Source organism: Solwaraspora sp. WMMA2056 (genome assembly GCF_030345095.1).
Classification (GTDB): Bacteria; Actinomycetota; Actinomycetes; order Mycobacteriales; family Micromonosporaceae; genus Micromonospora_E.
In genome coordinates this window covers 202274-224571 of record NZ_CP128360.1, presented here as the reverse complement: position 1 = coordinate 224571, position 22298 = coordinate 202274, and the positions used below count along the sequence as shown (strand labels likewise).

Genomic DNA, 22298 nt, shown 5'->3' with positions numbered 1-22298 from the left:
TAATGAAGATCGAGCCAGACCTGGTCGAGTATTTTCGCACCATGCTCAAAGGCGATTACGTCGAGAATGATCGCCTGGAGGCCCAGTTGAACGCCAAGGGTTGGGGTGACTTCTCGACTCTGCTGGGGATCGTCTTCTACTATGCAGTCAACCATCGCCTATCGGAACTTGCTAGCGAAGCCGACATCGTGCAATTCGTTGCGGAGCTGCGCTCAGCTGCTCCGGTGGATCCACGTGAGATCGATGCCAATGCTGCGGAACGCCTGGTGAAGGCGGCACTCGACCCCGATGTCGAGTCCGACTTCGATCCTGAGATGGCCGGTAAGATCCAGAGCCTTACCATCATGCATGTGCTCGGCGAGGGTCGGGCGAGCGGGGACGAGATTGATGCCATTCTCGCCAGCGCTGTCGAAACGGCTAGTCGACTCTGACGGTGGCGTCGGCCGCTGACCAGGTTGAGGCCGTCCCAGTTTCATTGCGCAGGCCAACATTTTATGTGCGGTGCTCGGGGTGGGCCTCGTGGAGCAGCCCTTCGGCTTCTAGGAGGAAAGCGTCAATCTGATCGTCGCTCAATTGCGCGTCCTCGACGAGCCTGAACAGGAGCTTGGCCTGGATTTCTGCCATCTCGCCGATGTTAATCTTGTCGACGGTTTCTTCGGCACCCGTGATGTCCATGCCGAGCATGGCAAAGATGAGAGATTTGGATTCTTTCTCTGGTAGTTCGTGTCCCTCGATGAGGTTCGCTCGCGCATCGGCGACGAACCTTATAACCTCGGCTGGGTCGAGGTACTGGCCGAACCGTCGCTGAACTGCGACGAAGAAGGCATACCCGATGATCGCTACCGGCGTGCCCTTACCTTCGGCTTCCAGTCGTCGGACGAAGGAGTCGTATTCATTCCAGTCTCGCCTGAGGATCGTGCTGAGAAACTGGGTTTCTTCATCCATGAGCTTGACCCAACCGGGGGATTCGTGACGGCTTCCTGATTTGCTACTTCTTCGTGATCGTGTGGCAGTTTGAGCATCTCAATTGATTGGTAGTGTACGGCTGAAGCGTGTACTTGCCGCATTTTGGACACTTGTGACCCTTGGGTACAACGCTCCCCTTCTCTGGGTGGTCCGCCCTGGTGCTAGCAGGCGATGCTTCATCGTGGTCAAGTTTTCCGATCACGTCAATTCGATAGCTCTGACCTGCGGTTTCGCGACTAATCATTGGAGGCGGGAATCAGGGCGCCAACGTTGTAGCCAGTTGGTCAGCAACTCGGGCTGGTGAAGTCGGAGGTCGCCGTAGGCTCCCAGCGCAGCCAGTCCGGCGTGAGCACACCTAGCGTGATCAGGTCGGAGCCGTCGCTGTCGGTGATCTTGAGCCAGCAATCGGGCCAGGACAGCCAGTCCATGAGCCCAGACTCGGGCCGCAGGCGAAGCGCGGCTGCGAGCGCTTCCAGGGCGTCAGCACCTACGACATCGGCGAGTAGCCATGGGCGACCATGAGTACGCCGCTTGCGAGCTGGGTGTTCGCCTTGCCGATCGAGGATCTGGACCCGGTGTGCGCGGAGCAGCTTGGCGGGTAGTGCCTCGGCAAGCTGCTCGGCGGTGGCGCTCGAATCCACGTGCAGGTCGGTCAGGGGGTGTCGGTGAGGGTGGAGAGGAAGGACGTCCAGCCGGCGGGGGCGAAGGTGAGTGCCGGGCCGGCGGGGTCTTTGCTGTCGCGTACGAGGACTGTGGCGGGGACGTTGGTGGCCACCTCGACGCATGAACCTGTGCTGTCCGATCGCGTTGACTTGCGGTACTGCGCTGTGGCCAGGACCTCTGGGGAGAGCGCGTCACGACTACTTGGCATGGGATAGCTCCTTCGCTCTCTGGTGGATCAGGTTCCTGGATGCGGTTTCGTTCAGGGCGCTGCGGTTGATGGCTGCCGCTGCGGCCTCGAATCGACTGATATCGGACGGTTTGTGGGTCAGGAGGTGGCCGGTGAAGTTGTCCATGTAGGCCGTTGCCGGCCCGCCTTGCTCCGGGAACGTTATGACCGCGAACGGCCCCGTGTCGATGCCGTAGTGCGCGCCGACGCTGTACGGCACGACCCGGACGGAGACGTTCGGCAGGGTGCCCCGCTCGTTGATCTGCTGTAGTTGGCGGGCCATCACGGCTGGTCCACCGATGGCGCGGTGCAGCACGGCCTCGCCGAGCACGACGGTGAAGTCGACGGGATTGTCTGATCTTGTCAGGATCTCCTGTCGGCGCATCCTGACGGCGACGCGGCGTTCGAACTCGGCATCTGCGGCTTTCGGGCCGTCGGTAGCTGAGATCCGAAGGATCTCCCGCGCGTACTCCTCGGTCTGCAGGAGTCCGTGGACGCGCTCGCCCTCGTAGGCCCAGACCGATTGAGCTGCGGCCTCCAGGCCGATGTACATGTCGAAGCCGGGCGGGAGCACGTCGCGGAACCGTGAGAACCAGCCCTTGACCCTGGTTGCTGCTGCCAGCGCCAGCATCGTTGCCGTGGTCTCGTCGTCCGCGCCGAACAGCTCGGCCAGGGACTTCACGTCGTGGTCCTTGACCCGTACGCCGGGCAGGCCGTTGATGATCCGGTGAGCGGTGGGACGGGCGCGCTCCATGTGCTGCGCGGCCTGCTCGATCGTTATCGGGGTGCCGTCCTTGTTCCGCGCCTGTTTGCGCAGGTTCTGCAGCATCAGCGCCAGGCGCTGACGAGCCACGGCCGCGCCGGCATCGTCTCCGTCGACTGCCACTGTGGAGCCTCCCCTCGGGTGTGCGTCGCGTCCCTGCCGATCGCGTCCGGCAAAAATTTAACACTGCATCCGAACGATCTTGTCCGAGCGTAGCTGCCCGCTGTGGCTACCTCTCCGGCCCGCCTGGCAAAACTATGAAGTCAAAAATTGAATGTTGCGGTTTTGCGTGATCGATGGTTGACTCCGTACCGAAACGACCTTCGTGGACGGTTGATCAACTGGCCGGCTGCTGGGTAGCGGGGAGCGGCGAGTTCATGATCGTTTTCCCGTTGCGTTTCGCTGTATTCCCAGGTGGTCGGGCGGGTCGCGGCAACGGCCCGCCCGGCTGCCTCCCCGGCCCAATCGGAAGGGTTGATCATGATCGTGTTCAGTGCCCTGGCTTCCGGAGTCCTGCTCGGGTTCTTCGTCGGGCTGTTCTGTTTCAAGGTCAAATCCCGGTGGTGCCCGGTCTGCGGTCGATGGACCGTGCCGGCGGCCCATCGGTAGCCGGTCGGCCGACCGCTCACCTGCCGACCCCCGCCCCGGCGACGAGCTGATCATCGACGGGCGGGTGAGTGTGCAGTTCGCGGCCGGCCGAGGCTTCCGCTTCCGGGTGACGACAGTGGACAAGGGCTGGACGTACGACGGTTGGGTCTGGCTCGCCGGATACGTGCTCGGACCCGACGGGGAAGCCCGCGAACGCCGCGACATCTTCGTCCAACGCGCCGGCCTGCGCTTCGCACCCCGCCGGCACCGCTGACCCGTGCAGCGACACCACGACATGCACCGCGCCTTCTTCACCCGTACCCCGATTGAAAGGTGGTCCTGCCGTGCGCAGACTCCTCGACCTGTTCCGCCGGCCGCCGCTGCCCCGCAGCCGCCGGCACCGGCGGCTCCTCGCCGAAATCGCCGAACACGCCCGCCGCACCACGACGCACGCCGCCGACCGGCGTCCGCCCGTACGGCCCGCGCCGAACACCGCCGGCCACTACTACGGCCGGCCGGTGCGGCCGTCGATCAGCCCCGGCATGGTCCGCGACCGCGCGTTCGGCGACCGCGTCCGGCGCGGCTGCGACCCCACCGAGGTACGCACGTTCCTGCACCTGGTCGCCGACGAGCTGACCGCCCTACGCGCCGAACTGCGCACCACCCAGGACGAGAACACGCGGATCAAGCAGGCGCTGCGGGACTGGCAGTCCGAGCAGTTCCGCCAGTCCCACCGGTTCGGGGCGGGGGTGGCGGCGTGAACGGCGTCGACGCGGTACCGCCCAGCTCACTGCACATCGTCGGAGTCGGCGCGGACCGACGACGGGCGCAACGCGTCTTCACCGTCGCCAACCTCGACACCGGGGCGGTCGCCTCCACCAGCCTGATCCCTGGCTCGTTCACCCCGATCCCGACCCCGGGCGGCACCTGGTGGCTGCCGTACGCCCCGATCGTCACCGACCTCGCCGCCCGCGCGGGCGTGGCCGCATCGACGCTGCGCGACCCGGACTTCCCCGACGAGCCGGGCCGGCTCCCGTCCTCCGGGCTGATGCTGCCGATCCAGTGGCAGCCCGGCATCCCGCAGCGCGACCGCCACCGGTGGGAAGCGGTGGCGCTCACCAACCGGCAGGTCACGCCGTGGCTGGTCCTGATCGGCCGCAGCAGCGAACCGCCGCCACCCGGCGACCCGGCCCGGCTGCTCGGCCGGCTCTGCGCCCTCGCCGACCAGCTGCACGTCGACCTGGTCCTCGAAGTGCGGCCCAGCTCCAGCCGGGGCGGGCTCAGCTGGGACGTCCGGTTCGAACACCCCGGCGGTACGGTCCCCGACTACCAGCACCGCTGGATCGCCGACCTGCCGACCGCGCTCGCCACCATCCCCGCCGAACGCGCCGTCACCGGCCTGACCGTCGCCAACCCGCAACTGCCCGCCCACTACCTCACCGAGGATGCGCTGACCGCCCGCCCGGTGCCGGTCGGGCTCGACGGCCACCCCGGCGGCCACGACCTCGACCAGCTCGAACGCCGCATGGTCGCCGACGCCGAGCAGCACGGCGGCGCGCAGGCCATCTGGCGCAACCGGCACTGGTGGCACGCCAGTCTGCGCCCCGCCGACACCGCCGGCAAGTACGTGCGCGGCTGGGAGCCGCCGACCCCGAAACACTGGGGCGAGGCGATCCCCACCCACCCGTGTGGACGCTGCGCCGACCGGGTCGACCCGCCGTTCTGCCTCGACTGCTACGGCACCCGGCAGGTGCGGCGCGGCGCGGTGCTGACCGTCACCGACCTGCGCGGCCGGACCGTGCATCGCAACTGGCGACCCGACAGCGCCCCCGAGCCGGCGACCCGCACGCTCACCGACCGGCCGTCCGGCACCACCGTGTGGCAGCTGCCCGAGCACTACCAGATCGCCGCGCTCGCCGCACAGTTCGGCGTCGGGCCGACCGACCTGACCGACATCGACGGCGAACACGTCATCGACCAGCACCTGCGCAACGGCGTCAGCCAGGTCGCCCACACCGGCGGCGACCCGGTCGCCGCGTACCTCGGGGAAGTCGGCGCGACCCACGACGGCGCCCGCGTCATGGTCCTGGCCACCGACTGGCCCGGCCCCACCCTCGACGCACTCGCCGCCGTCGTGCGCGGCCTCGGCCTCGCCCTGGACGTCACCGTCGTCGACCACCGCAACACCGTCGGCCGCCCCGAACTGTCGCAGGGCCACAGCTGGTCCGTCCGGGTCGTCGACCCCGCCACCCCGTTCGCGGTCGACCCGGTCCCCACCAGCGCGAGCCTGCCCGAAGCCGTCGCGCTCTGCTACCGCTACCTGCACGGGGCACTGCGCGCCACCATCCCCGCCGACCAGGAGAAGCCGATGCCCGTCCCACAACAGGCCGCGGCGGCCGGCACGCTCCCCGACACCGCAGCCTGCATCACCGAGGTACGCCGCCTCGCCGCCACCCGGCCCGGCCAGCCCGTCACCGTCCGGCTCCACCCCGACGGCACCCACACCACCACCACCACCACGGCCCAGCCTCGGGGCTGAAGGGCTGAAGGATGTATTCGTGCTCAGCGATATACCTGTGAGGAATAATCATTCCTCACAGGAATACCGTTGGATCGACCAACTGGTGCCGGGACCGGTGACGCAGCGTGGTGCTGGACTCGGTCACGCCCCAACCGGGGGAGAGCGGTCAGACAGCCGTACGGGACCACTGCTGGTTGGTGCCGGTGTGGCACGACCACTGGTGCAGGACCACGCCGTCGGCGGTCGAGGCGGCCGGCACGTCCACGCACTTGCCGCTGTGCCGGGCCCGGAGCTGGAAGTAGCTGCCGTTGGCGACCATCTGGAACTGCTGGTTCGTGCCGCTGCCACAGGTGTACTGGATCAGCTCGGCACCGTCGGCGGTGGAGGCGCTCACCACGTCGAGGCACTTCCCGCTGTGCCGGCTGACGATCCGCCAGTAGCCGCCGCCGGCGTCCTGGAACTGCCACTGCTGCCAGGCGTTGCCGCTGTAGGTGTACTGGCCGACCCGCGCACCGTTGTCGGTGTTCGGCTGCTGCACGTCCATGGCCTTGCCGCTGTGCCGCGCGGTGACCCGGTAGAACGTCCCCGTCGGCGGAGTCGAGGGGTCGTCGCTGACGGCGTCGCCCCAGCCGTAGCGGATCCGGTCGGCACCGGAGGGGTTGCGGACCGTCAGGTCCAGGCCGGTGCCACTGCCGCTGAGCGCGAACATCGAGTACCAGTCGTACCCGATGTTGCCGGTCTTGCCGCCGATTGCCGGCCAGTAGGTGCCGCCCATCTGGTTGTCGCGCATCACCTGGGCCATCGCGCGGATGTGGCGGACGAAGTTGTCGGTGCTGTTCGGCTCGGCGTAGTTACGGCCGTCGTTCATCGGCGCACCGAACTCGGTGGCGACCGCCCGGGAGGCGCAGTTGCCGAGCCGGGTCTGGATGTGGCTGCGGAAGGCGTCGTAGCTCATCTCGCCGTAGAAGAAGGCGTAGTGGTGGAAGGAGAACAGCGTCGCGTTGAAGCGGCTGTCGTTGCAGACGTCCCGCAGGTCCTGGCTGAGGCCGGTGCCGCCGATCAGCACCCGGCCGGGCACCGCCGAGTAGTGGTAGCTGAGCCAGTTGGCCGCCACGTTGCGCCACTCCGCCGAGCTGTAGCCGTGCGGCTCGTTCATCGGCTCGAAGTAGACGTTCGGGTTCGACCCGTACGTGTGGGTGACCGTGGACCACATGGCGTTCCACGCCGCGAGGTTCGTGACCCGGCCGCCGGAGGCCGCGCCGTCCTCCCAGTACGCCAGGATGACCTTGAAGCCGCGGGCGGTCGCGGCGTCGATCGCACCCCGGTACGCCTCCCACCAGGCCGTACCGACCGTGTGGGTGTTGATCGGCAGCCGTACGGTGTTGACCCCCATGGTGGCCGCCATGTCGTCGTAGATGGCGTTGGCCTTGGCCCGTACCGTCGCGTTGCTGTCGGACATGCTCAGCCCGTGCACGACGAGCGGACCGGTGCTGAAGTTGTCGCCCAGCACGGCCCAGTTCATGCCTCGGAAGTTGCTGGTGGCGGCAGCGGCCGGGGAGGACGTGACGACGACACCGCCGAGTGTCGCGGCCATCGCGATCACCGGCACGATCAGCAACCGACGCAACCAGCGGTGACTCATGGCGCCTCCCGGGCGAGCCTCGATGTGAGCGTTAACAACACTGTTGTTACATGCGTGTTGCCGACAAGTGTCAGCGACTGCATCCAACGCTGTCAATACACCGAAGATCGCCGTACGGGGCGGTTGACGGCCCGGATCGGCTCGGGGTTAGCTGACCGGCGTGCAGCGACCTCAGGTAGGGGTGGCGGTCTTCGTGCTTCGCGAAGGTCGCTTCCTTATGGGCTTCCGCAAAGGTGCCCACGGGGCCGGCACCTGGTCACTGCCCGGCGGCCACCTCGAACACGGGGAGAGCTTCGAGCAGACCGCGCGGCGGGAGGTCGCCGAGGAGACCGGCGTCGAGATCACCAACGTACGCTTCGGCGCGGTCACCAACGACGTCTTCGACGCCGCCCGGCACTACGTGACCATCTGGATGATCAGCGACCACCTGCGCGGCAGCCCCCAGGTCCGCGAGCCGGACAAGTTCGTCGACCTGAGCTGGACCGCCCCGCCCACGATGCCTGATCCACTCTTCCTCCCCATGCGGAACCTGCTCGACCACCACGATCTTGATCAACTGCTCCGCAGCTCGCGTCCACCAGGCTGACCCGAGCCAGAACCGACAGACCCTCGCTGAAATCAGCGACGGCGGCGTCGCGGCCCCCGGACACCCTTAACGCTGCCGACCTGCTGGCCCGTGCTCGTGCAGAAGGCGGCCAGCCCGACGCCGAGTCTCCTGCCTTCCAAGCTGACTGATTGAATCAGTCCCACTCCTTCTCGCCGTTTCGTCGTTCTTAGTGGTCGGCGCCGTAAGTCCTTCGGGGGTTGACGGGTGACTGGGGTCAGGGTTCGGGTGTGATGGGGCTGATGTGGATGTCGCAGACGAAGTCGAAGGCGTCCTCGACACTGCCGCTGAACCAGATCTGGTCCTCGTAGCTGTTGCTGCCGGCCACGTAGATCGCGGTGCCCCAGCGGTGCGCGGACCCGCCGTAGCGGTACCGCATCAGCGGCAGCCGCTCGCCGTTGGCCAGTTCGCCGGTGACGTACGCGAACCGCCCGCGACAGCGCACATCCACCGCAGCCAGCTGGGGCCATCTCGCCTTGGCGTGTTCACGCAGCCGCTGCGCCAGGGAGTTCTTGGTGGACTCGGGAATCGCCGGCATGGGTCACATCCTGCCCCCGGCGTGTCGACGCCCGACGGCGGCATCGGCAGGGCAACCTGCGAGCCCCCACCCCGGATCATTGTCGTGAAGGCTCGCCCGTGCCCGTCCCCCGAGCACGCCAGATCACCTTGCCCGCCGCCGACCGGCACCGGCTCAAGGCCCTGGCCCACTCCCACACCGCCGCCTACCAGCAGGTCATCCGCGCCCGGATCGTCCGCGACGCCGCCCACGGCTACTCCAACCAGAAGATCGCCGCCCGGCAGCGCGTGCACATCGACACCGTGCGCCGCTGGCGTGGACGCTACGCCGAGCAGGGACTGCCCGGTCTGGCCGACCGCAAGCGAACCGGGCGGCCAGTCCGGTTCACGCCCGTGCAGGTCGCCGAGGTCAAAGCCCTGGCCTGCCAGCTACCGGCCGAGGCCGAGGCGCCACTGTCGCGGTGGAGCTGCCCCGACCTGGCCCGCGAGGTCGTCGCCCGGGGCATCGTCGCGGAGATCTCGCCCTCCACGATCCGCCGAATCCTGGCCACCGACACCCTCAAACCCTGGCAACACCAGTCCTGGATCTTCATCCGCGACCCCGACTTCGCGGTCAAAGCCACCCGCGTGCTCGACCTCTACGCCCGCTCCTACCAAGGCGTCCCGCTCGGCGACGACGAGTACGTCATCTGCGCCGACGAGAAGACCAGCATCCAGGCCCGCTGCCGCTGCCACCCCACCCTGCCACCGGGCGCGGCCCGCGCCATGCGGGTCAACCACGAATACGACCGCGGCGGCGCACTCGCCTACCTCGCCGCCTACGACGTGCACCGCGCCCACGTCATCGGACTCTGCCAGGACACCACCGGCATCGACCCGTTCACCGAACTGGTCGACGAAGTCATGACCCGCGAGCCGTACGCCTCCGCCCGGCGGGTGTTCTGGATCGTCGACAACGGCTCCTCCCACCGAGGCCAAGCCGCGATCAACCGGCTGGCCAGGCGCTACCCCAACGCCGTCATGATCCACACCCCGGTCCACGCCTCCCGGCTCAACCAAGTGGAGATCTACTTCTCCATCGTGCAACGCAAAGTCGTCACCCCCAACGACTTCACCAACCTCGACCAGGTGCAGGACCGCCTCACCGCCTTCGAGCAGCGCTACAACGCGACCGCCCGGCCCTTCAGATGGAAGTTCACCCCAACCGACCTCGCCGATCTACTCGCCCGGATCGAGCGACACGAACCGAAAGAGCAGAACCCCCAACAGCCCTCCAGCCGCGAACGCCAACCCGCCGCACACGCCCTGGCCGCGTAACCCCCGAAGGACTTACGGCGCCGACCACTTAGGTTGCGACCAGCCCTTGCTGGTAGGCCGGTCAGTTGCGCGTATGGCCGGAAGTGCCGTCACCCGATCTGGGCGCATTGCCGGTGCGGCCATCAATGTATGTTACTTGGTACCTTGCGCCAAGTTCGGCAGCTACCTGATGGGCCAGTTCGACACCGTGCGCATGGAAGCTCTCCTCTGCTGCGGCGTCCGGGAAGCCGGATGCAACGGGATCCTGGCGGTCCAGCGTCGCATCGTAGGCATCTGCCCACGCCAACAGTGCTGAGCGAAGCTGCGGCGAGAGCCTCAGCTCTCTTGGGTCGACATTGTCCGTGCCGCCTCTGTTGAGGAGCCAGAGTGGAAAACAATCGTAGTCAGCCATGACTTGCACGAGCAATTTATCTTCTGCCAACGGGATTCGTCTCCACTAGGGACCAACTGTTCGGTGACTCGCGCTGGCTGGCTGTTCCAGCCGATCGACAGCTTCTCGCCGCTTCAAGACGAGATCGATGGCTGCGGCGCGGCCCCGGGCACCCCCGACGCAACCGACCTGCTGGCCGGTGTCCGTATGGAACGCGGCCAGCGCCTCCGGTCTTTAAAGTTATCGGCGTCGTGGCCGTTCGTCGGGCCACTCAGTAGTCAAGCCACAGCAGTTGGCTGTTGACTCCAGGTGCTATCGGGGCAACTCCTGCCATTTCCGTTCTTCTATTCCGAGGCAATCGTCGACGGCGGCTAGGTCGGACCCAAGATGCTTTCTACATGGGACTGGATGTGCGGTGATGGTGCTTGCGCAGGCCTTAGTGCCGGGTTGTTCGGAAGGTGTTCGCCTATGGAGAGCTTCTGGCCACCCACTCGCCTGCATCCTCGAATTCATCGCAGCCATCATGTTCAAATTGTACCCTGCCGTCGAAGGGTGATCGGGCGTTGGCACACGCGCCATAATCTGCACCCAGCTCACCTGCGAGCGGCAACCAAAATTTACATGAGCCGCATTGCTCATCGTACCATTCTTCATGATAGTCGGCGCGGGCGGTGTCGCGATTCCGAAGAGCGACCCAGCATTTATGTGTCTCGTCTAAGAAATATCGGTTTTTGCTATGATCCCTGTCTATGTTGTCCATCTGTCGACATCCGATTGATTCTTTTCGCCGTTTCTTATTCACGATGAATGATGACCGCAGGTTCCTGGGGTTTCTGCTGCGGTTCTGGGTCAGTCTTCAATTAGTGGCCGACATGGGGATAGGAAGTTGTCTGATTCTTGGACTATCTGTCCGCGTCGAATTACTCTGACCCGAAAGGCATTTGGTCCAGGTGGGTCTGATCGCTCGTCATCACGGTCGTGCAGGATTCCGTAGGATCCGGATAGATGGTCCGCCACGAATTGCAAGATCTCGTCCGCAAGCCTGGCTTCATCGCGTTTCCGGTTGGCATTTATGTCCACAGAAAGGTGATAGGTGCCGTTGAGGGGTCGAAGTTCGACGGACATCGTCGTCCAGTGGGCCTTGTTGATCAGGCTGTTTAGCTGCTGAATCATCGGGTCGAGGGTGTCGAAATTTGATTCATACGTGTTGTCTAAGAGGGTGATCCATCCGTGAAGTTCGTACATGTCATCCTCCGAGTCGCCTAGTGTCGATCACGGGCTGTATCCCGTATCGCACACCATACTCCTGGAGCTTGCGGGTCACCTCTGGCATCGGTGGTCCCTCAAAATGAAAGTACGGACGTCGTCCGGTCTGAATCGCCATCTCGAACGTTGCCTGTGCCTGGCGGCGGAAGCTGCTGCCGATTTGGTAATTTGCTGGCTTGGACTGTGCTACGTAGAGGTGGCTCACCGCGTCAAACTCCCGCCCCTTAGGGTCGCCCGAAAACCTCACGGAGGCTCGACCGTGGATGCGAACCGCCAGAGCTTGAGCTGCGGGATCTTTAATATTTACGTCGATTAGCTCGTTGGCGGTCCTGCCTATGTATGGCCGACCAACCGCACCCACGCTGTTCGGTGCCGGGCAGTTGGCGGCTTGGAACCCTGCGGTGCGGGCGGCGGCTCGTTGGGCTACTGTACCGGCTGCGACGCCACCAGCGGAGCCGGCGGCGCCCCAGAGGAAGTCGTTGGCGGCATTGCCGTAGCTGTAGGGCTGCCCGGTGGCGGCGGCTACCCCGGATCCGTAAAGGACGCTGCCGGCACCGCCGGCCACGATGCCCCCGGCGATCTGGGTCCCGGTGCTGACCCCGCCGTACAGGCCGGCGGCTGCGCTGCCCCCGGCGCCGAGAGTGGCACCGGTGAGCGCGCCGGCCGCCGCGCCGACGGCAATTTTCGTGAGACAGGTATTGCGGTCGTCGCGGCTGAGCCAGCAGTCGATGCCGCCGACGGCAGCCCCGGCTACCCCGCCAATGATGGCGGTGCAAATGATCGGGCACAGTCCGGTCGGATCGGTCAGGACCGTCGGTCGGTTGTAGCCGTAGTGGTAGGTCTGGATGAAGGCGGTTCCCGCTGCGGCGGCAACTGGGTCCGGGGACGTGAAACGACCGGTGGCGGCGTCGTAGTCGCGGGCCCGGACGTCGTACAGGCCGGTGGTGTGGTCGAGGTACTGGCCGTGGAAGCGCAGCGGGTTGTCGGCGTAGTCGCCGGTGTCGGCACCGGTCGGGCTTCCGTACGGGTCGAGGTCGCCGCTGCCGGTCAGGGTAGTCGCGTCAGCGACGCCGGTGATGCTGCCCTGATGGTCGCCGAGTAGCCAGGCCGGGGTGCCGGCGGCGGTGTCGGCGAGGGCACCGCCCAGGTCGGTCAGTGGGTCTGTCCACCACTGATGGGTCAGGGTGTCGGTGCCGTCGCGTTCGTCGAGACGGGTCGGCAGGCCGAGGGTGTCCCAACTCCAACTGGCGTCCAGGACCGCGTCGACCGTGCGGTTGACGCGGTTGCCGGCCTCGTCGTAGCCGTACCCGATCGTCTGGCTGTCCTCCAGCTCGACGGCGCGCAGGTTGGCGTCGAGGCCGTAGTCGAATTCGCGGGTGCCGGCCGGTCCGGTCTGGCTGGCCAGGGAGCCGTTCGCGTCGTAGGAGATGGCGGTGGCGACGCCGTCGACGGTCTGCCCGGTCGGCCGGTCATCGTAGGCGTAGGCGTAGGCGTAGGCGTAGGCGTAGGCGGTCGGCCGCGCGGTCGACCGCCTGCACCGCGTACGCGACGAGCGCTCCTCGCTCGTGCACCCCGGCGGCAACGTCATTCTGCGCGACCGCTCCGGCGACCTGCGCTGGTGGACCTGGGCCGGATACCGGGCCAACGCCACCCTCGCCGCCACCCTCAGCGAGGTGGTCGACCCGGTGCAGCGCTTCGACGACTGCCAGATCCGGTTGCGCGCCGACCTGACCCCCGCCGACTGGCGGTCACTCACCGCAGACGCCACCGAACGAATCTGTCTGCCCGACGTCGACGAGAAGGCCCTGGAAGGGCTCAAGTTCAGCACCGCCCTGCCGGCCCGGCTCGCGATGGCCACCCTCGCCGCCCGACTGGCCGATCCGGCCGCCGCCCTGGCTGTGCTCCGCCAGCGCACCCGGTTCGTATCTGCCTAAGGTCGCGCGCGTCAGCCGTTCCAGGCCGGCGCTCTGACGCTCCCACAGAGCGATGCCGCGGCCCGCGTAGGTTTCGTGGCTGCCGATCGGGGCACCCCCGCCTCCAGGACGGGAGGGCGACGACATGGGGCGACGTAGCGACAACGCGGGGCAGGACCGGGACTCCGAGCGTGATCACGGGCAGGCGTTCGTCGACGAGCTGGAGCAGCGGTCGGCGTACCGCCAGGAGATCCTGGACGACGTGGTCGCGCCGCCGACGGACCCGGTCCGCGAGGTGAAGCAGCGTGACCTCGACGACCCGGCCGACTTGCCGATCCCGGCCGAGGTGCTGCGCGACGGCGGCCCGACCCGCTCCGGCGGCGGCCTGACCACCACCGGCGGCACCGCCGGACCGGCCAGCACCCGCCGCGCCGCCGGCCCCGGCCGCGACAAGGACCCCGGCGGAGGGAAGAAGGGCCGGGGGAAGAAGGGCCGGGGGCGGGGCAAGGTGACGCCGACGACGACCGGCGACGCGACCAGCGGTGGCATGGGTACGCCGGTCGGCGGCTCGACCAGCGACGCCACCACCCGGGAGTGACGGCTGGCCTGGCCGGGAGTGACGGCTGGCCCGGCCGGGCCTGAAGGATGTATTCGCGTTCAGCAGTATTCCTCTGAGGAATAATTATTCCTCAGAGGAATACTGTTGGTGCGCGACAGTGGTCTCGGGCAGGGAGCGCGACACCCAGGTGGCCTCGGCCACATCGTCTGCGCAGTGCCGCCACTGCGGGCAGGATGGGAAGGGTGACGGACGAGGGCATCAGCGACGAGGGCTACCGGATCGAACGCGACACCATGGGCGAGGTGCGGGTGCCGGCCGACGCGCTGTGGCGGGCGCAGACCCAGCGCGCGGTGCACAACTTCCCGGTCTCCGGCCGTACGCTCGAATCCGCCCAGATCCGCGCGCTCGCCCAGATCAAGGGTGCCGCCGCGCAGGTCAACGCCGACCTGGGGGTGATCCCGGCCGGCATCGCCGAGGCGATCGTCACCGCCGCCGCGCACGTCGCCTCCGGCGGCTACGACGACCAGTTCCCGGTCGACGTGTTCCAGACCGGTTCGGGCACCTCGTCGAACATGAACACCAACGAGGTCCTGGCCACCCTCGCCGCCCGTGAACTCGACCGGCCGGTGCACCCCAACGATCATGTCAACGCCTCGCAGTCGAGCAACGACGTCTTCCCGACCTCGATCCACCTGGCCGCCTCGCACCAGGTGGTGCACGAGCTGATCCCGGCCCTGGACGAGCTGGCGACCGCGCTGGAAGGCAAGGTCGACGAGTTCGCCACCGTGGTCAAGGCCGGCCGTACCCACCTGATGGACGCCACCCCGGTCACCCTCGGCCAGGAGTTCTCCGGCTACGCCGCGCAGGTCCGCTACGGCCAGGAACGCCTCCGGTCGATCCTGCCCCGGCTGGCCGAACTGCCGCTCGGCGGCACCGCCGTCGGCACCGGGGTGAACACCCCACCCGGGTTCGCCGCCGCCGTCATCGCCAAGCTGGCCGAAACGACCGGGCTGCCGCTGACCGAGGCCCGTAACCACTTCGAGGCACAGGGTGCCCGCGACGCTCTGGTGGAGACGTCCGGGCAGCTGCGGACCATCGCCGTCGGCCTCTACAAGATCGCCAACGACATCCGGTGGATGGGTTCCGGCCCCCGCGCCGGCCTCGGCGAACTGCGCATCCCCGACCTGCAGCCAGGGTCGTCGATCATGCCGGGCAAGGTCAACCCGGTGGTCTGCGAGTCGGTACGCCAGGTCTGCGCCCAGGTGATCGGCAACGACGCGACGATCGCGTTCGCCGGCAGCCAGGGCGACTTCGAGCTGAACGTGATGCTGCCGGTGATGGGCAGCAACCTGCTCGAAGCGGTCCGGCTGCTCGCCGCCGCCAGCCGGCTGCTCGCCCAGCGCTGCGTGGTCGAGCTGGCCGCCAACCCGGAGACCTGCCTGGCGTACGCCGAAGGGTCGCCGTCGATCGTCACCCCGCTCAACCGGCACCTCGGCTACGACGAGGCCGCCTCGATCGCCAAGCAGGCCCTCGCCGAGAACAAGTCGATCCGCGCGGTCGTCCTGGAACGCGGCCACGTCGACGCCGGCACGCTGACCGCCGCCGAGCTGGACGAGGCGCTGGACGTTCTGCGGATGACCCGCCCCAGTTGAGCAGGCATACCCTGGTGGGGTGATTACCACCGTGGTGTTCGACGTCGACGAGACCCTCGTCGACCTGCGGCCCGCGGTCACCGGCGCGCTGCGGACCGTCCTCGCCGAGCTGCGCCAGCTGACCCCCCGCGCCGCCGACCTGACCCTCGACGACATGGCCGAGGACTGGGATCTCGCGTTCGCCGCCGATCCGTCCGCGCCGGTGATGTCGATCCGCCGGGCCGCCCTGGCCCGTTCCGTCGCCCGGGTCGGTCTGCCGCACGAACTGGACCGGATCACCGACATCTTCTTCGCCCGCCGGTTCGAGCTCAGCCGACCGTACGCCGACACGCTGCCCGCCCTGAGCCAGCTGCGCCGCCGGTACGCCGTCGGCCTGGCCACCAACGGCAACAGCCGCGCCGACCGGTGCGGCCTGCGCGGCCAGTTCGCCTTCGAGGTGTACGCGCACGTCGATGGCCTGCCGAAAAAGCCCGACCAGCGGTTCTACGGTGCCGTACTGGCCGCCGCCGGGGCCACCCGTGCCGACCGGGTGGTCTACGTCGGCGACTCGATCGCGCACGACGTGGTCGGCCCGCAGGCGGCCGGGCTGCGGGCGATCTGGCTGAACCGGCGCGGCGAGTCCTGCCCGCCGCAGGTGTGCCCGGACGCCCAGGTCACCACCCTGGCACAGCTGCCCGACGCCCTCGCCGACCTGTTCTGAGCCGACCTGTTCTGAGCCGCCATTCGCGCGCCGACCCGCTGCGCGTCGGCGTGCGGCTCACGCGTCGCCGGCCAGCAGCCGGGCGACGGCCTCGGCGGTCGCCTGCACCTGTGCGCCGATCGCCGACACGTCCATGGTGCCCATCGCCACCACGCCGACGCTGGCCTCCAGGCCGGGCACCCCGAGCACCGGGGCGGCCACCCCGTACGCGCCGGGTTGCAGCTCGCCGCTGCTGGTCACCGGTCCGGGCGTACCGTCGCGGCCGGCCAGGATCGCCCGCCCGGCGGCCCCGCGATCCACCGGATGCCGCGACCCGGTCCGGTACGCCACGTGGAACGCCGTCCAGCTGGGTTCGACGACGGCGAGCGCCACCGCCTCGACGCCCTCGGCGACGGTCAGATGGGCGGTGGCCCCGGCGGACTCGGCGAGCCTGCGCAGCGCCGGCAGCGCGGCGTCGGCCAGCAGCGGCTGCGCCCGGCGGGCCAGCTGCAGCAGCCCGGCACCCAGCCGCAGCCGGCCGGCGGTGTCCCGGCGCAGCATGCCGTGCGCGGCCAGCGTGGTGGCCAGCCGGTAGACGGCGGCCCGGCCGACCCCGAGCTGCCCGGCGGCCTCGGTGACGCTGACCCCGCCGGGCGCTTCGGCGACCAGCCGCAGCAGCCGCAGCCCCCGGTCCAGGGTCTGCGCCGTCTCCGCCCCTCGCGCGTCCACTCCGACAGCGTACGGACGTGGGCCAGTCGGTACCCTCGTAGCGTGACGCTCCGCTTGTACGACACCGCGACCCGGTCCGTGCGGGACTTCGTGCCCCGCCAGCCCGGCGAGGTCTCGATCTACCTGTGTGGGCTCACCGTCCAGTCCGCCCCGCACATCGGTCACCTTCGCTCCGGCGTCAACTACGACGTGCTGCGCCGCTGGCTGACCCACCGTGGGCTGCGGGTCACCTTCATCCGCAACATCACCGACATCGACGACAAGGTGCTGGAGAAGGCGGCCGCCGCCGGTCAGCCGTTCTGGTCGATCGCGTACGCCAACGAACTGGTGCTGGCCGCCGCGTACCGGTCGCTGAACGTGCTGCCGCCGACGTACGAGCCGCGCGCCACCGGGCACGTGCCGGAGATGCACCAGCTGATCGAGCTGCTGATCGAGCGCGGCCACGCCTACCCGGCCGGCGACGGCAGCGGCGACGTCTACTTCGACGTCGCCTCGTACGCCGACTACGGCGCCCTGTCCGGGCAGCGCCTCGACGCGATGCAGCCGGCCGAGGACTGCGTCGGGCGGGCCAAACGCGACCCGCGTGACTTCGCCCTGTGGAAGGGCGTCAAGCCGGACGAGCCCGCCGACGCGGCCTGGCCGTCGCCGTGGGGTCCGGGCCGGCCCGGCTGGCACATCGAGTGCTCGGCGATGTGCTGGCGCTACCTGGGTGCCGAGTTCGACATCCACGGCGGCGGGCTGGATCTGACCTTCCCGCACCACGAGAACGAGATCGCCCAGTCGAAGGCGGCCGGGCTGCCGTTCGCCCGCTACTGGGTGCACCACGGGCTGCTCAACCTGGGTGCGTCGAAGATGAGCAAGTCGCTGGGCAACGTCATCGACCTCGGCCACGTCGCCGAGCTCGGGGTACGCCCGGCCGAGTTGCGCTACTACCTGACCGCCGCGCACTACCGGTCCCGCATCGACTACTCCGACGACGCGCTGCGGGAGAGCGCGACGGCGTACCGGCGGGTCGAAGGGTTCGTGCAGCGGGCGGTGGAACGGGTCGGCGCGGTCGCCGCGACCGACGTGCCGGCGGCGTTCGCCGCCGCGATGGACGACGACCTGAACACGTCGGCGGCGTTCGCGGTGCTGCACGACGAGATCCGCGACGGCAACAACCTGCTGGCCGGCGCGAGCGCGAGCTCCGATGCCGACGGCGGTGCTGACGACGCGGTCCGGGCCAGCCTCGGCCGGGTCCGCGCCATGGTGGGCGTGCTCGGCCTGGACCCGCTCGACCCGGCGTGGGGCGACACCGCCCCCCGCGACGAACTGCGCGGCGCCGTCGACGCGCTGATCGCCCTCGCCCTCGACCAGCGGGCGCAGGCCCGCGCCCGGCGCGACTGGGCCGCCGCCGACGCGGTGCGTGACCAGCTCAAGCAGGCCGGGATCGCGGTCGAGGACACCCCGCACGGACCCCGATGGACCATTGGAGAGCAGACCTGATGCCCGGCAACTCGCAACGACGTGGCCGGCGGGTCACCTCCAAGAAGGGCACCACCCAGGGCTCCGGCGGCAAGAACCGCTCCAGCCTGTCCGGCAAGGGCCGCACCCTGCCCGCCGACGAACGTCCCTGGCACAAGGGCTACTCCGGCACCGAGAAGCTGCCGAACAAGACCGCCTGGAAGCAGGAGAAGGAGCGCCGGGCGGCGGCCGCCGAGGGCCGGGCACCGAAGGTCGGCGTACCGGGCACGAAGGACACCACCTGGGGCGGCGGCGGCCGCAGCCGGGGCGGCCCGGTCAGCGGCAAGCTGACCCGTGGCGGTGGCCGGTCCGGGCCGAGGGTCTCCCCGGGGCGCAAGTCGCACCCGCCGAAGGACGCCCCGGAGCTGCTGGTCGGGCGGAACCCGGTGGTCGAGGCGCTGCGGGCCAACGTACCGGGCACGGCGCTCTACATCGCCCAGGGCATCGACGTCGACGAGCGGGTGACCGAGCTGGTGCGGGCCGCCGGTGACCGGGGCATCGCGATCCTGGAGATCAGCCGGGCCGAGCTGGACCGGATGACCGGCGGCGTGCTGCACCAGGGCGTCGGGCTGCAGGTGCCGGCGTACGCGTACGAGCCGTTCGAGGATCTGGTCGCGGCGGCGGCCGAGCAGCCGGAGCCGTTGCTGGTGGCGCTGGACGGGGTGACCGATCCGCGTAACCTCGGCGCGGTGGTCCGCTCGGCGGCGGCGTTCGGCGCGCACGGCGTGTTCGTGCCGGAGCGGCGGGCCGCCGGGATCACCGCGACGGCGTGGCGGACCAGCGCCGGCGCGGCCGCCCGGATGCCGGTCAGCCAGGTCGTCAACCTGACCCGCGCGGTGAAGAAGTGCCAGGCGGAGGGGTTCGTCGTGGTCGGCCTGGACGCCGACGGCGAGACCGACCTGTACGACCTGGAGGCCGCCGTCGGCCCGCTGGTCGTGGTGGTCGGCTCGGAGGGTCGCGGCCTGTCGCGGCTCGTCGGCGAGACCTGCGATCTGCGGGTACGCATCCCGATGCACTCCGACGTCGAATCGCTCAACGCCAGTGTCGCCGCCGCCGTCACCCTCGCCGAAGTGGCCCGCCGCCGCGCTGTCGGCTGACCTCGCCGCCGTGCTGTCGGCTGACCGGCCGATCGCTGATCACCGGGTCAGCCACCCGTAGCATGCCGGGGGCGGGACGGTCCCGCCGGCAGCGGAGGTCAGCGGATGACAGGGCAGGACGGGGGCTTCGCCCTCGGCGTCGACCTGGGCACCTCGCACACCGTGGCGGTGCTGCGCTGGCCGGACGGTCGGACCCGCCCGCTGCTGTTCGACGGCGCGCCGCTGCTGCCGTCCGGGGTGTTCCTCGGCGACCGGCTGTACGTCGGCCGGGACGCGCAGCGCCTCGCCCAGGCGGACCCGGCCCGGTACGAGCCGAACCCGAAACGCCGGGTCGACGAGCCGACGGTGCTGCTCGGCGACCGGGAGGTGCCCACCGTCGACCTGCTCGCCGCCGTCCTCGGCGCGGTCGCCCGGGCGGCGGTGGAGGCCGTCGGGTTCCTGCCGCCGGCGGCGTTGACGTACCCGGCCACCTGGGGTGCCCGCCGTCGCGACGTTCTGGCCCACGCGGTGGCCCGCGCCGGCTGGCCGTCGGCCGGGACCCGGCTGGTGCCGGAGCCGGTCGCGGCGGCCCGCTACTTCGCCGACGTGCTGCGCCGACCGGTGCCCGTCGGGCAGGCGCTGGCCGTGTTCGACTTCGGCGGCGGAACCCTGGACGTCGCCGTGGTCCGCAACGAGGGGGTGGACCCGGCCGGCCGGGCCCGGTTCGTCGTGATCGGCTCGGGCGGCCTGGCCGAACTCGGCGGCCTCGATCTGGACGCGGCGCTTGTCGAACACCTCGGCGGCGTACTGGATCCGCAGGTGGGTCGCCAGTTGGCGGCACCGGCGACGCCGGCGCAGTGGCGCAACCGGCGGCAGTTCTGGGACGACGTACGGGGTGCCAAGGAGATGCTGTCCCGGTCGTCGTCGGCGCCGGTCGCCGTACCGGGGGTGGACCGGGCGGTGCACCTGACCCGCGACGAGTTGGAGCGGGTCGCCACCCCGCTGATCCGCCGGGGTGTGCTGGAGGCGGCGCGGGTGATCGACGGCTGTGGGCTCGGCCGTGACCAGCTCGCCGGACTGTTCCTGGTCGGCGGTTCGTCCCGGGTGCCGCTGGTGGCCCGGCTGCTGCACAGTGAGCTGGGCGTCGCGCCGACCGTACTGGAGCAGCCGGAGTTGCCGGTCGCCGAAGGTGCCCTCGCGGAGCTGGCTGCGGTCGCGTCGCCGGCTCCACCCGGCCCGGCCCCGGCTGCGACGCCGGCCGCGCCTGGCCCGGTGTCCCCGGCCGCGCCCGGTCTCGTGCCGCCAGCCGCACCCGGTTTCGTGCCGCCGGCCGCACCCGGCGCGGCCGCGGTGCCGCCGGTCGGCGTGGCCACGGGGCGGGCTGCGCGGTCGAAGCGGCTGCCGTGGCTGGTCGGCGCGGCCTCGCTGGCCCTGGTCGCCGTGGTCGCCGCCACCGTGGTCTACCTGCTGCGGGATCCGGCCCGGCCGATCGAGTTCCGGGCCTTCACCCCGGTCGGTGAAGCGATCCTCGTCGGCGAGGACGCCGACGCCGACTTCACCCAGCTCGTCGCCGGGCGGGCGTACGGCGGCTACCTCCGCGACGACGGCCGCCTCGGGGTCGTCGCCATCGATCCGGCCACCGGCGAGAAACGGTGGGACGTCGCCACGACGGTGCGGTCCGACCGGTGGGCGGGCCTGCGGGCCACCCCGGACGCGCTGATCGCCGTCGCCGACGGGTTGAGCAGCGAGCCCCGGCCGGTCGCGGTGCTCGATTCCGACGACGGCCGGCAACGGTGGGACTTCGCGATCACCGGCGACGACCAGCTTTTCGTCTTCGACGACGTCCTCGTCTGGTCGGACGTGGCCGGTGCCCAGCTGGTCGGGCTGGACCTGGCCGACGGAACCGAACGCTGGTCGCACGCCAACCCGGCCGACCAGTACGGCGACACCGACACGGCGGTGTATCCGGCGGTCAGCGCTGTCGACCTGACCGGGCCGGCCGGGTTCGACGGGCTGTCCACCGCACCGGACCACGGCGACGACCGGCGGTTGGCGCAGATCACCGCGACCCGGCAGGTACGGGTGTTCGACGCGGCCAGCGGCGAACTGCTCGGTGAGCGGCCCAACGTGGCCGCGCCGGCCGACACGGCCATGGTGTACGCCGGCTGGCTGCTGATCGCCGCGTCCGGCAGCGGCTACCGGCTGGCCGCGTACGACCTGTCGACCACCGGTGAGGCGGTCAACCTCTACACCCCGGCGGACGATCAGCGGCGGCTGCAGTCCATGGTGCCCTGCGGTGGGGTGCTGGTCTGTCTGCTGGAGTCGACCGGGTTCAGCGCCGACACCAACGAGCTGGTGGTGATCGACCTGGACGAGCGGGCGCAACGGTGGCGGGTCGACGCGGCCGAGTTCGACGTCGTCGTGCCGGTCGGCGAGCACGTACTGCTGCGCCGCAGCGCCACCGATCACCTGTCGTTGCTGCTCGACGCGTCAGGCACGGAGGTGCTGCGCCGCGACGGTGTCGCGGTCCGCGTCGACGCGGCGAACCTGCTGTGGTTCCGGGAGAACCCGAGCAGTTACGCCGACGATGTGAGCGTGGCCGGCGTGCCGGTGTCGGCCCCGGCCGATCTGCTCGAACTCGGGGTGCTCGGCGACGTGGTGGCCGCAGCCTGTTCCTGGGACCGGTCGGTGATCGTCTGCCCGACCGACGACGGGTTCGTGACGCACCGCTTCGTCGCCGCCTGA

At 69.5% G+C, this 22298-nt stretch carries 24 protein-coding genes; 13 read left to right on the top strand and 11 right to left on the bottom strand.

Annotated elements, in window-relative coordinates:
• The first annotated feature begins 2 nt into the window (after positions 1-2).
• Positions 3-431 carry a hypothetical protein gene (locus O7608_RS01090; RefSeq protein WP_289208219.1) on the top strand — a complete coding sequence of 143 codons (429 nt, stop codon included), beginning with the start codon at positions 3-5 and terminating at the stop codon, positions 429-431.
• Positions 432-492: 61 nt separating this feature from the next.
• Here the strand turns inward: O7608_RS01090 and O7608_RS01085 are convergent, their stop codons facing one another.
• From O7608_RS01085 to O7608_RS01070, 4 genes are all read right to left on the bottom strand, one after another.
• Positions 493-945 (bottom strand): hypothetical protein, encoded by a 453-nt coding sequence (locus tag O7608_RS01085; protein ID WP_289208218.1) that lies wholly within the window; start codon positions 943-945, stop codon positions 493-495.
• 305 nt (positions 946-1250) lie between these two features.
• Positions 1251-1607, bottom strand: a complete 357-nt coding sequence (locus O7608_RS01080) for a hypothetical protein (protein WP_289208217.1) — start codon at positions 1605-1607, stop codon at positions 1251-1253.
• A gap of 11 nt (positions 1608-1618) precedes the next feature.
• Entirely contained in the window at positions 1619-1837 is a 219-nt protein-coding gene (locus tag O7608_RS01075; RefSeq protein WP_289208216.1) for a DUF397 domain-containing protein, read from the bottom strand.
• Positions 1827-2741 (bottom strand): helix-turn-helix domain-containing protein, encoded by a 915-nt coding sequence (locus O7608_RS01070; RefSeq protein ID WP_289208215.1) that lies wholly within the window; start codon positions 2739-2741, stop codon positions 1827-1829. Before O7608_RS01070 ends, O7608_RS01075 begins: the two co-directional genes overlap by 11 nt.
• Positions 2742-3291: 550 nt before the next feature.
• Here O7608_RS01070 and O7608_RS01065 point away from each other — a divergent pair.
• From O7608_RS01065 to O7608_RS01055, 3 genes are all read left to right on the top strand, one after another.
• The gene (locus O7608_RS01065; RefSeq protein WP_289208214.1) at positions 3292-3480 is read left to right on the top strand and encodes a hypothetical protein; all 189 of its coding nucleotides are present in this window, start codon (positions 3292-3294) and stop codon (positions 3478-3480) included.
• A 70-nt stretch (positions 3481-3550) separates the two neighbouring features.
• On the top strand, positions 3551-3967 hold the full coding sequence (locus O7608_RS01060) for a DivIVA domain-containing protein (RefSeq protein WP_289208213.1): 417 nt from the start codon (positions 3551-3553) through the stop codon (positions 3965-3967).
• Positions 3964-5745, top strand: a complete 1782-nt coding sequence (locus O7608_RS01055; RefSeq protein ID WP_289208212.1) for a hypothetical protein — start codon at positions 3964-3966, stop codon at positions 5743-5745. Before O7608_RS01060 ends, O7608_RS01055 begins: the two co-directional genes overlap by 4 nt.
• 148 nt (positions 5746-5893) lie before the next feature.
• Here O7608_RS01055 and O7608_RS01050 read toward each other — a convergent pair whose 3' ends face one another.
• Positions 5894-7369: an RICIN domain-containing protein gene (locus tag O7608_RS01050; RefSeq protein ID WP_289208211.1), complete on the bottom strand. Its 1476-nt coding sequence runs from the start codon at positions 7367-7369 to the stop codon at positions 5894-5896.
• Between the two features lie 160 nt (positions 7370-7529).
• Between O7608_RS01050 and O7608_RS01045 the strand changes: the two genes are divergently transcribed.
• Complete coding sequence (locus tag O7608_RS01045; RefSeq protein ID WP_353850483.1) at positions 7530-7955, top strand: nucleotide triphosphate diphosphatase NUDT15; 426 nt, start codon at positions 7530-7532, stop codon at positions 7953-7955.
• A 235-nt stretch (positions 7956-8190) separates the two neighbouring features.
• Here the strand turns inward: O7608_RS01045 and O7608_RS01040 are convergent, their stop codons facing one another.
• A complete protein-coding gene (locus tag O7608_RS01040) occupies positions 8191-8511 on the bottom strand; it encodes a hypothetical protein (RefSeq protein WP_289208210.1) in 321 nt (106 codons plus the stop codon).
• A gap of 98 nt (positions 8512-8609) precedes the next feature.
• Between O7608_RS01040 and O7608_RS01035 the strand changes: the two genes are divergently transcribed.
• Positions 8610-9806 (top strand): IS630 family transposase, encoded by a 1197-nt coding sequence (locus O7608_RS01035; protein WP_289208209.1) that lies wholly within the window; start codon positions 8610-8612, stop codon positions 9804-9806.
• Positions 9807-9867: 61 nt separating this feature from the next.
• On the opposite strand, the gene O7608_RS01030 is transcribed toward O7608_RS01035, so the two are convergent.
• From O7608_RS01030 to O7608_RS01015, 4 genes are all read right to left on the bottom strand, one after another.
• Positions 9868-10197 (bottom strand): immunity protein CdiI family protein, encoded by a 330-nt coding sequence (locus O7608_RS01030; protein ID WP_289208208.1) that lies wholly within the window; start codon positions 10195-10197, stop codon positions 9868-9870.
• 445 nt (positions 10198-10642) lie between these two features.
• On the bottom strand, positions 10643-10936 hold the full coding sequence (locus tag O7608_RS01025) for a DUF3027 domain-containing protein (protein ID WP_289208207.1): 294 nt from the start codon (positions 10934-10936) through the stop codon (positions 10643-10645).
• Between the two features lie 89 nt (positions 10937-11025).
• On the bottom strand, positions 11026-11421 hold the full coding sequence (locus O7608_RS01020) for an Imm7 family immunity protein (RefSeq protein WP_289208206.1): 396 nt from the start codon (positions 11419-11421) through the stop codon (positions 11026-11028).
• A 1-nt stretch (position 11422) separates the two neighbouring features.
• The gene (locus O7608_RS01015) at positions 11423-13030 is read right to left on the bottom strand and encodes an RHS repeat-associated core domain-containing protein (RefSeq protein WP_289208205.1); all 1608 of its coding nucleotides are present in this window, start codon (positions 13028-13030) and stop codon (positions 11423-11425) included.
• Between O7608_RS01015 and O7608_RS01010 the strand changes: the two genes are divergently transcribed.
• The 4 genes from O7608_RS01010 (at position 13008) to O7608_RS00995 (ending at position 16266) form a co-directional block, all read left to right on the top strand.
• Positions 13008-13376: a hypothetical protein gene (locus tag O7608_RS01010; protein ID WP_289208204.1), complete on the top strand. Its 369-nt coding sequence runs from the start codon at positions 13008-13010 to the stop codon at positions 13374-13376. The two genes, O7608_RS01015 and O7608_RS01010, sit on opposite strands and share 23 nt — an antisense overlap.
• Positions 13377-13500: 124 nt before the next feature.
• A complete protein-coding gene (locus tag O7608_RS01005; protein ID WP_289208203.1) occupies positions 13501-13953 on the top strand; it encodes a hypothetical protein in 453 nt (150 codons plus the stop codon).
• 194 nt (positions 13954-14147) lie between these two features.
• Entirely contained in the window at positions 14148-15566 is a 1419-nt protein-coding gene (locus O7608_RS01000; RefSeq protein WP_289208202.1) for a class II fumarate hydratase, read from the top strand.
• Between the two features lie 19 nt (positions 15567-15585).
• Positions 15586-16266, top strand: coding sequence for an HAD family hydrolase (locus O7608_RS00995; protein ID WP_289208201.1), 681 nt, complete (start codon positions 15586-15588; stop codon positions 16264-16266).
• A 57-nt stretch (positions 16267-16323) separates the two neighbouring features.
• Here the strand turns inward: O7608_RS00995 and O7608_RS00990 are convergent, their stop codons facing one another.
• Complete coding sequence (locus O7608_RS00990; protein WP_289208200.1) at positions 16324-16974, bottom strand: helix-turn-helix domain-containing protein; 651 nt, start codon at positions 16972-16974, stop codon at positions 16324-16326.
• A gap of 42 nt (positions 16975-17016) precedes the next feature.
• On the opposite strand from O7608_RS00990, the gene cysS reads away from it, so the two are divergent.
• From cysS to O7608_RS00975, 3 genes are all read left to right on the top strand, one after another.
• A complete protein-coding gene (cysS, locus tag O7608_RS00985; protein ID WP_289208199.1) occupies positions 17017-18459 on the top strand; it encodes a cysteine--tRNA ligase in 1443 nt (480 codons plus the stop codon).
• Positions 18459-19574 (top strand): 23S rRNA (guanosine(2251)-2'-O)-methyltransferase RlmB, encoded by a 1116-nt coding sequence (gene rlmB, locus O7608_RS00980; protein WP_289208198.1) that lies wholly within the window; start codon positions 18459-18461, stop codon positions 19572-19574. Before cysS ends, rlmB begins: the two co-directional genes overlap by 1 nt.
• 105 nt (positions 19575-19679) lie before the next feature.
• On the top strand, positions 19680-22298 hold the full coding sequence (locus tag O7608_RS00975; RefSeq protein WP_289208197.1) for an Hsp70 family protein: 2619 nt from the start codon (positions 19680-19682) through the stop codon (positions 22296-22298).

What these genes read in the sequence shown, in the direction of transcription:
- O7608_RS01090 (WP_289208219.1), top strand. Translation starts at nt 3, where the DNA reads ATGAAGATCGAGCCAGACCTGGTCGAGTATTTTCGCACCATGCTCAAA.
- O7608_RS01085 (WP_289208218.1), bottom strand. Translation starts at nt 945, where the DNA reads ATGGATGAAGAAACCCAGTTTCTCAGCACGATCCTCAGGCGAGACTGG.
- O7608_RS01075 (WP_289208216.1), bottom strand. Translation starts at nt 1,837, where the DNA reads ATGCCAAGTAGTCGTGACGCGCTCTCCCCAGAGGTCCTGGCCACAGCG.
- O7608_RS01050 (WP_289208211.1), bottom strand. Translation starts at nt 7,369, where the DNA reads ATGAGTCACCGCTGGTTGCGTCGGTTGCTGATCGTGCCGGTGATCGCG.
- O7608_RS01040 (WP_289208210.1), bottom strand. Translation starts at nt 8,511, where the DNA reads ATGCCGGCGATTCCCGAGTCCACCAAGAACTCCCTGGCGCAGCGGCTG.
- O7608_RS01030 (WP_289208208.1), bottom strand. Translation starts at nt 10,197, where the DNA reads ATGGCTGACTACGATTGTTTTCCACTCTGGCTCCTCAACAGAGGCGGC.
- O7608_RS01025 (WP_289208207.1), bottom strand. Translation starts at nt 10,936, where the DNA reads ATGGACAACATAGACAGGGATCATAGCAAAAACCGATATTTCTTAGAC.
- O7608_RS01020 (WP_289208206.1), bottom strand. Translation starts at nt 11,421, where the DNA reads ATGTACGAACTTCACGGATGGATCACCCTCTTAGACAACACGTATGAA.
- O7608_RS01015 (WP_289208205.1), bottom strand. Translation starts at nt 13,030, where the DNA reads ATGACGTTGCCGCCGGGGTGCACGAGCGAGGAGCGCTCGTCGCGTACG.
- O7608_RS01005 (WP_289208203.1), top strand. Translation starts at nt 13,501, where the DNA reads ATGGGGCGACGTAGCGACAACGCGGGGCAGGACCGGGACTCCGAGCGT.
- O7608_RS01000 (WP_289208202.1), top strand. Translation starts at nt 14,148, where the DNA reads ATGGGAAGGGTGACGGACGAGGGCATCAGCGACGAGGGCTACCGGATC.
- rlmB (WP_289208198.1), top strand. Translation starts at nt 18,459, where the DNA reads ATGCCCGGCAACTCGCAACGACGTGGCCGGCGGGTCACCTCCAAGAAG.
- O7608_RS00975 (WP_289208197.1), top strand. Translation starts at nt 19,680, where the DNA reads ATGACAGGGCAGGACGGGGGCTTCGCCCTCGGCGTCGACCTGGGCACC.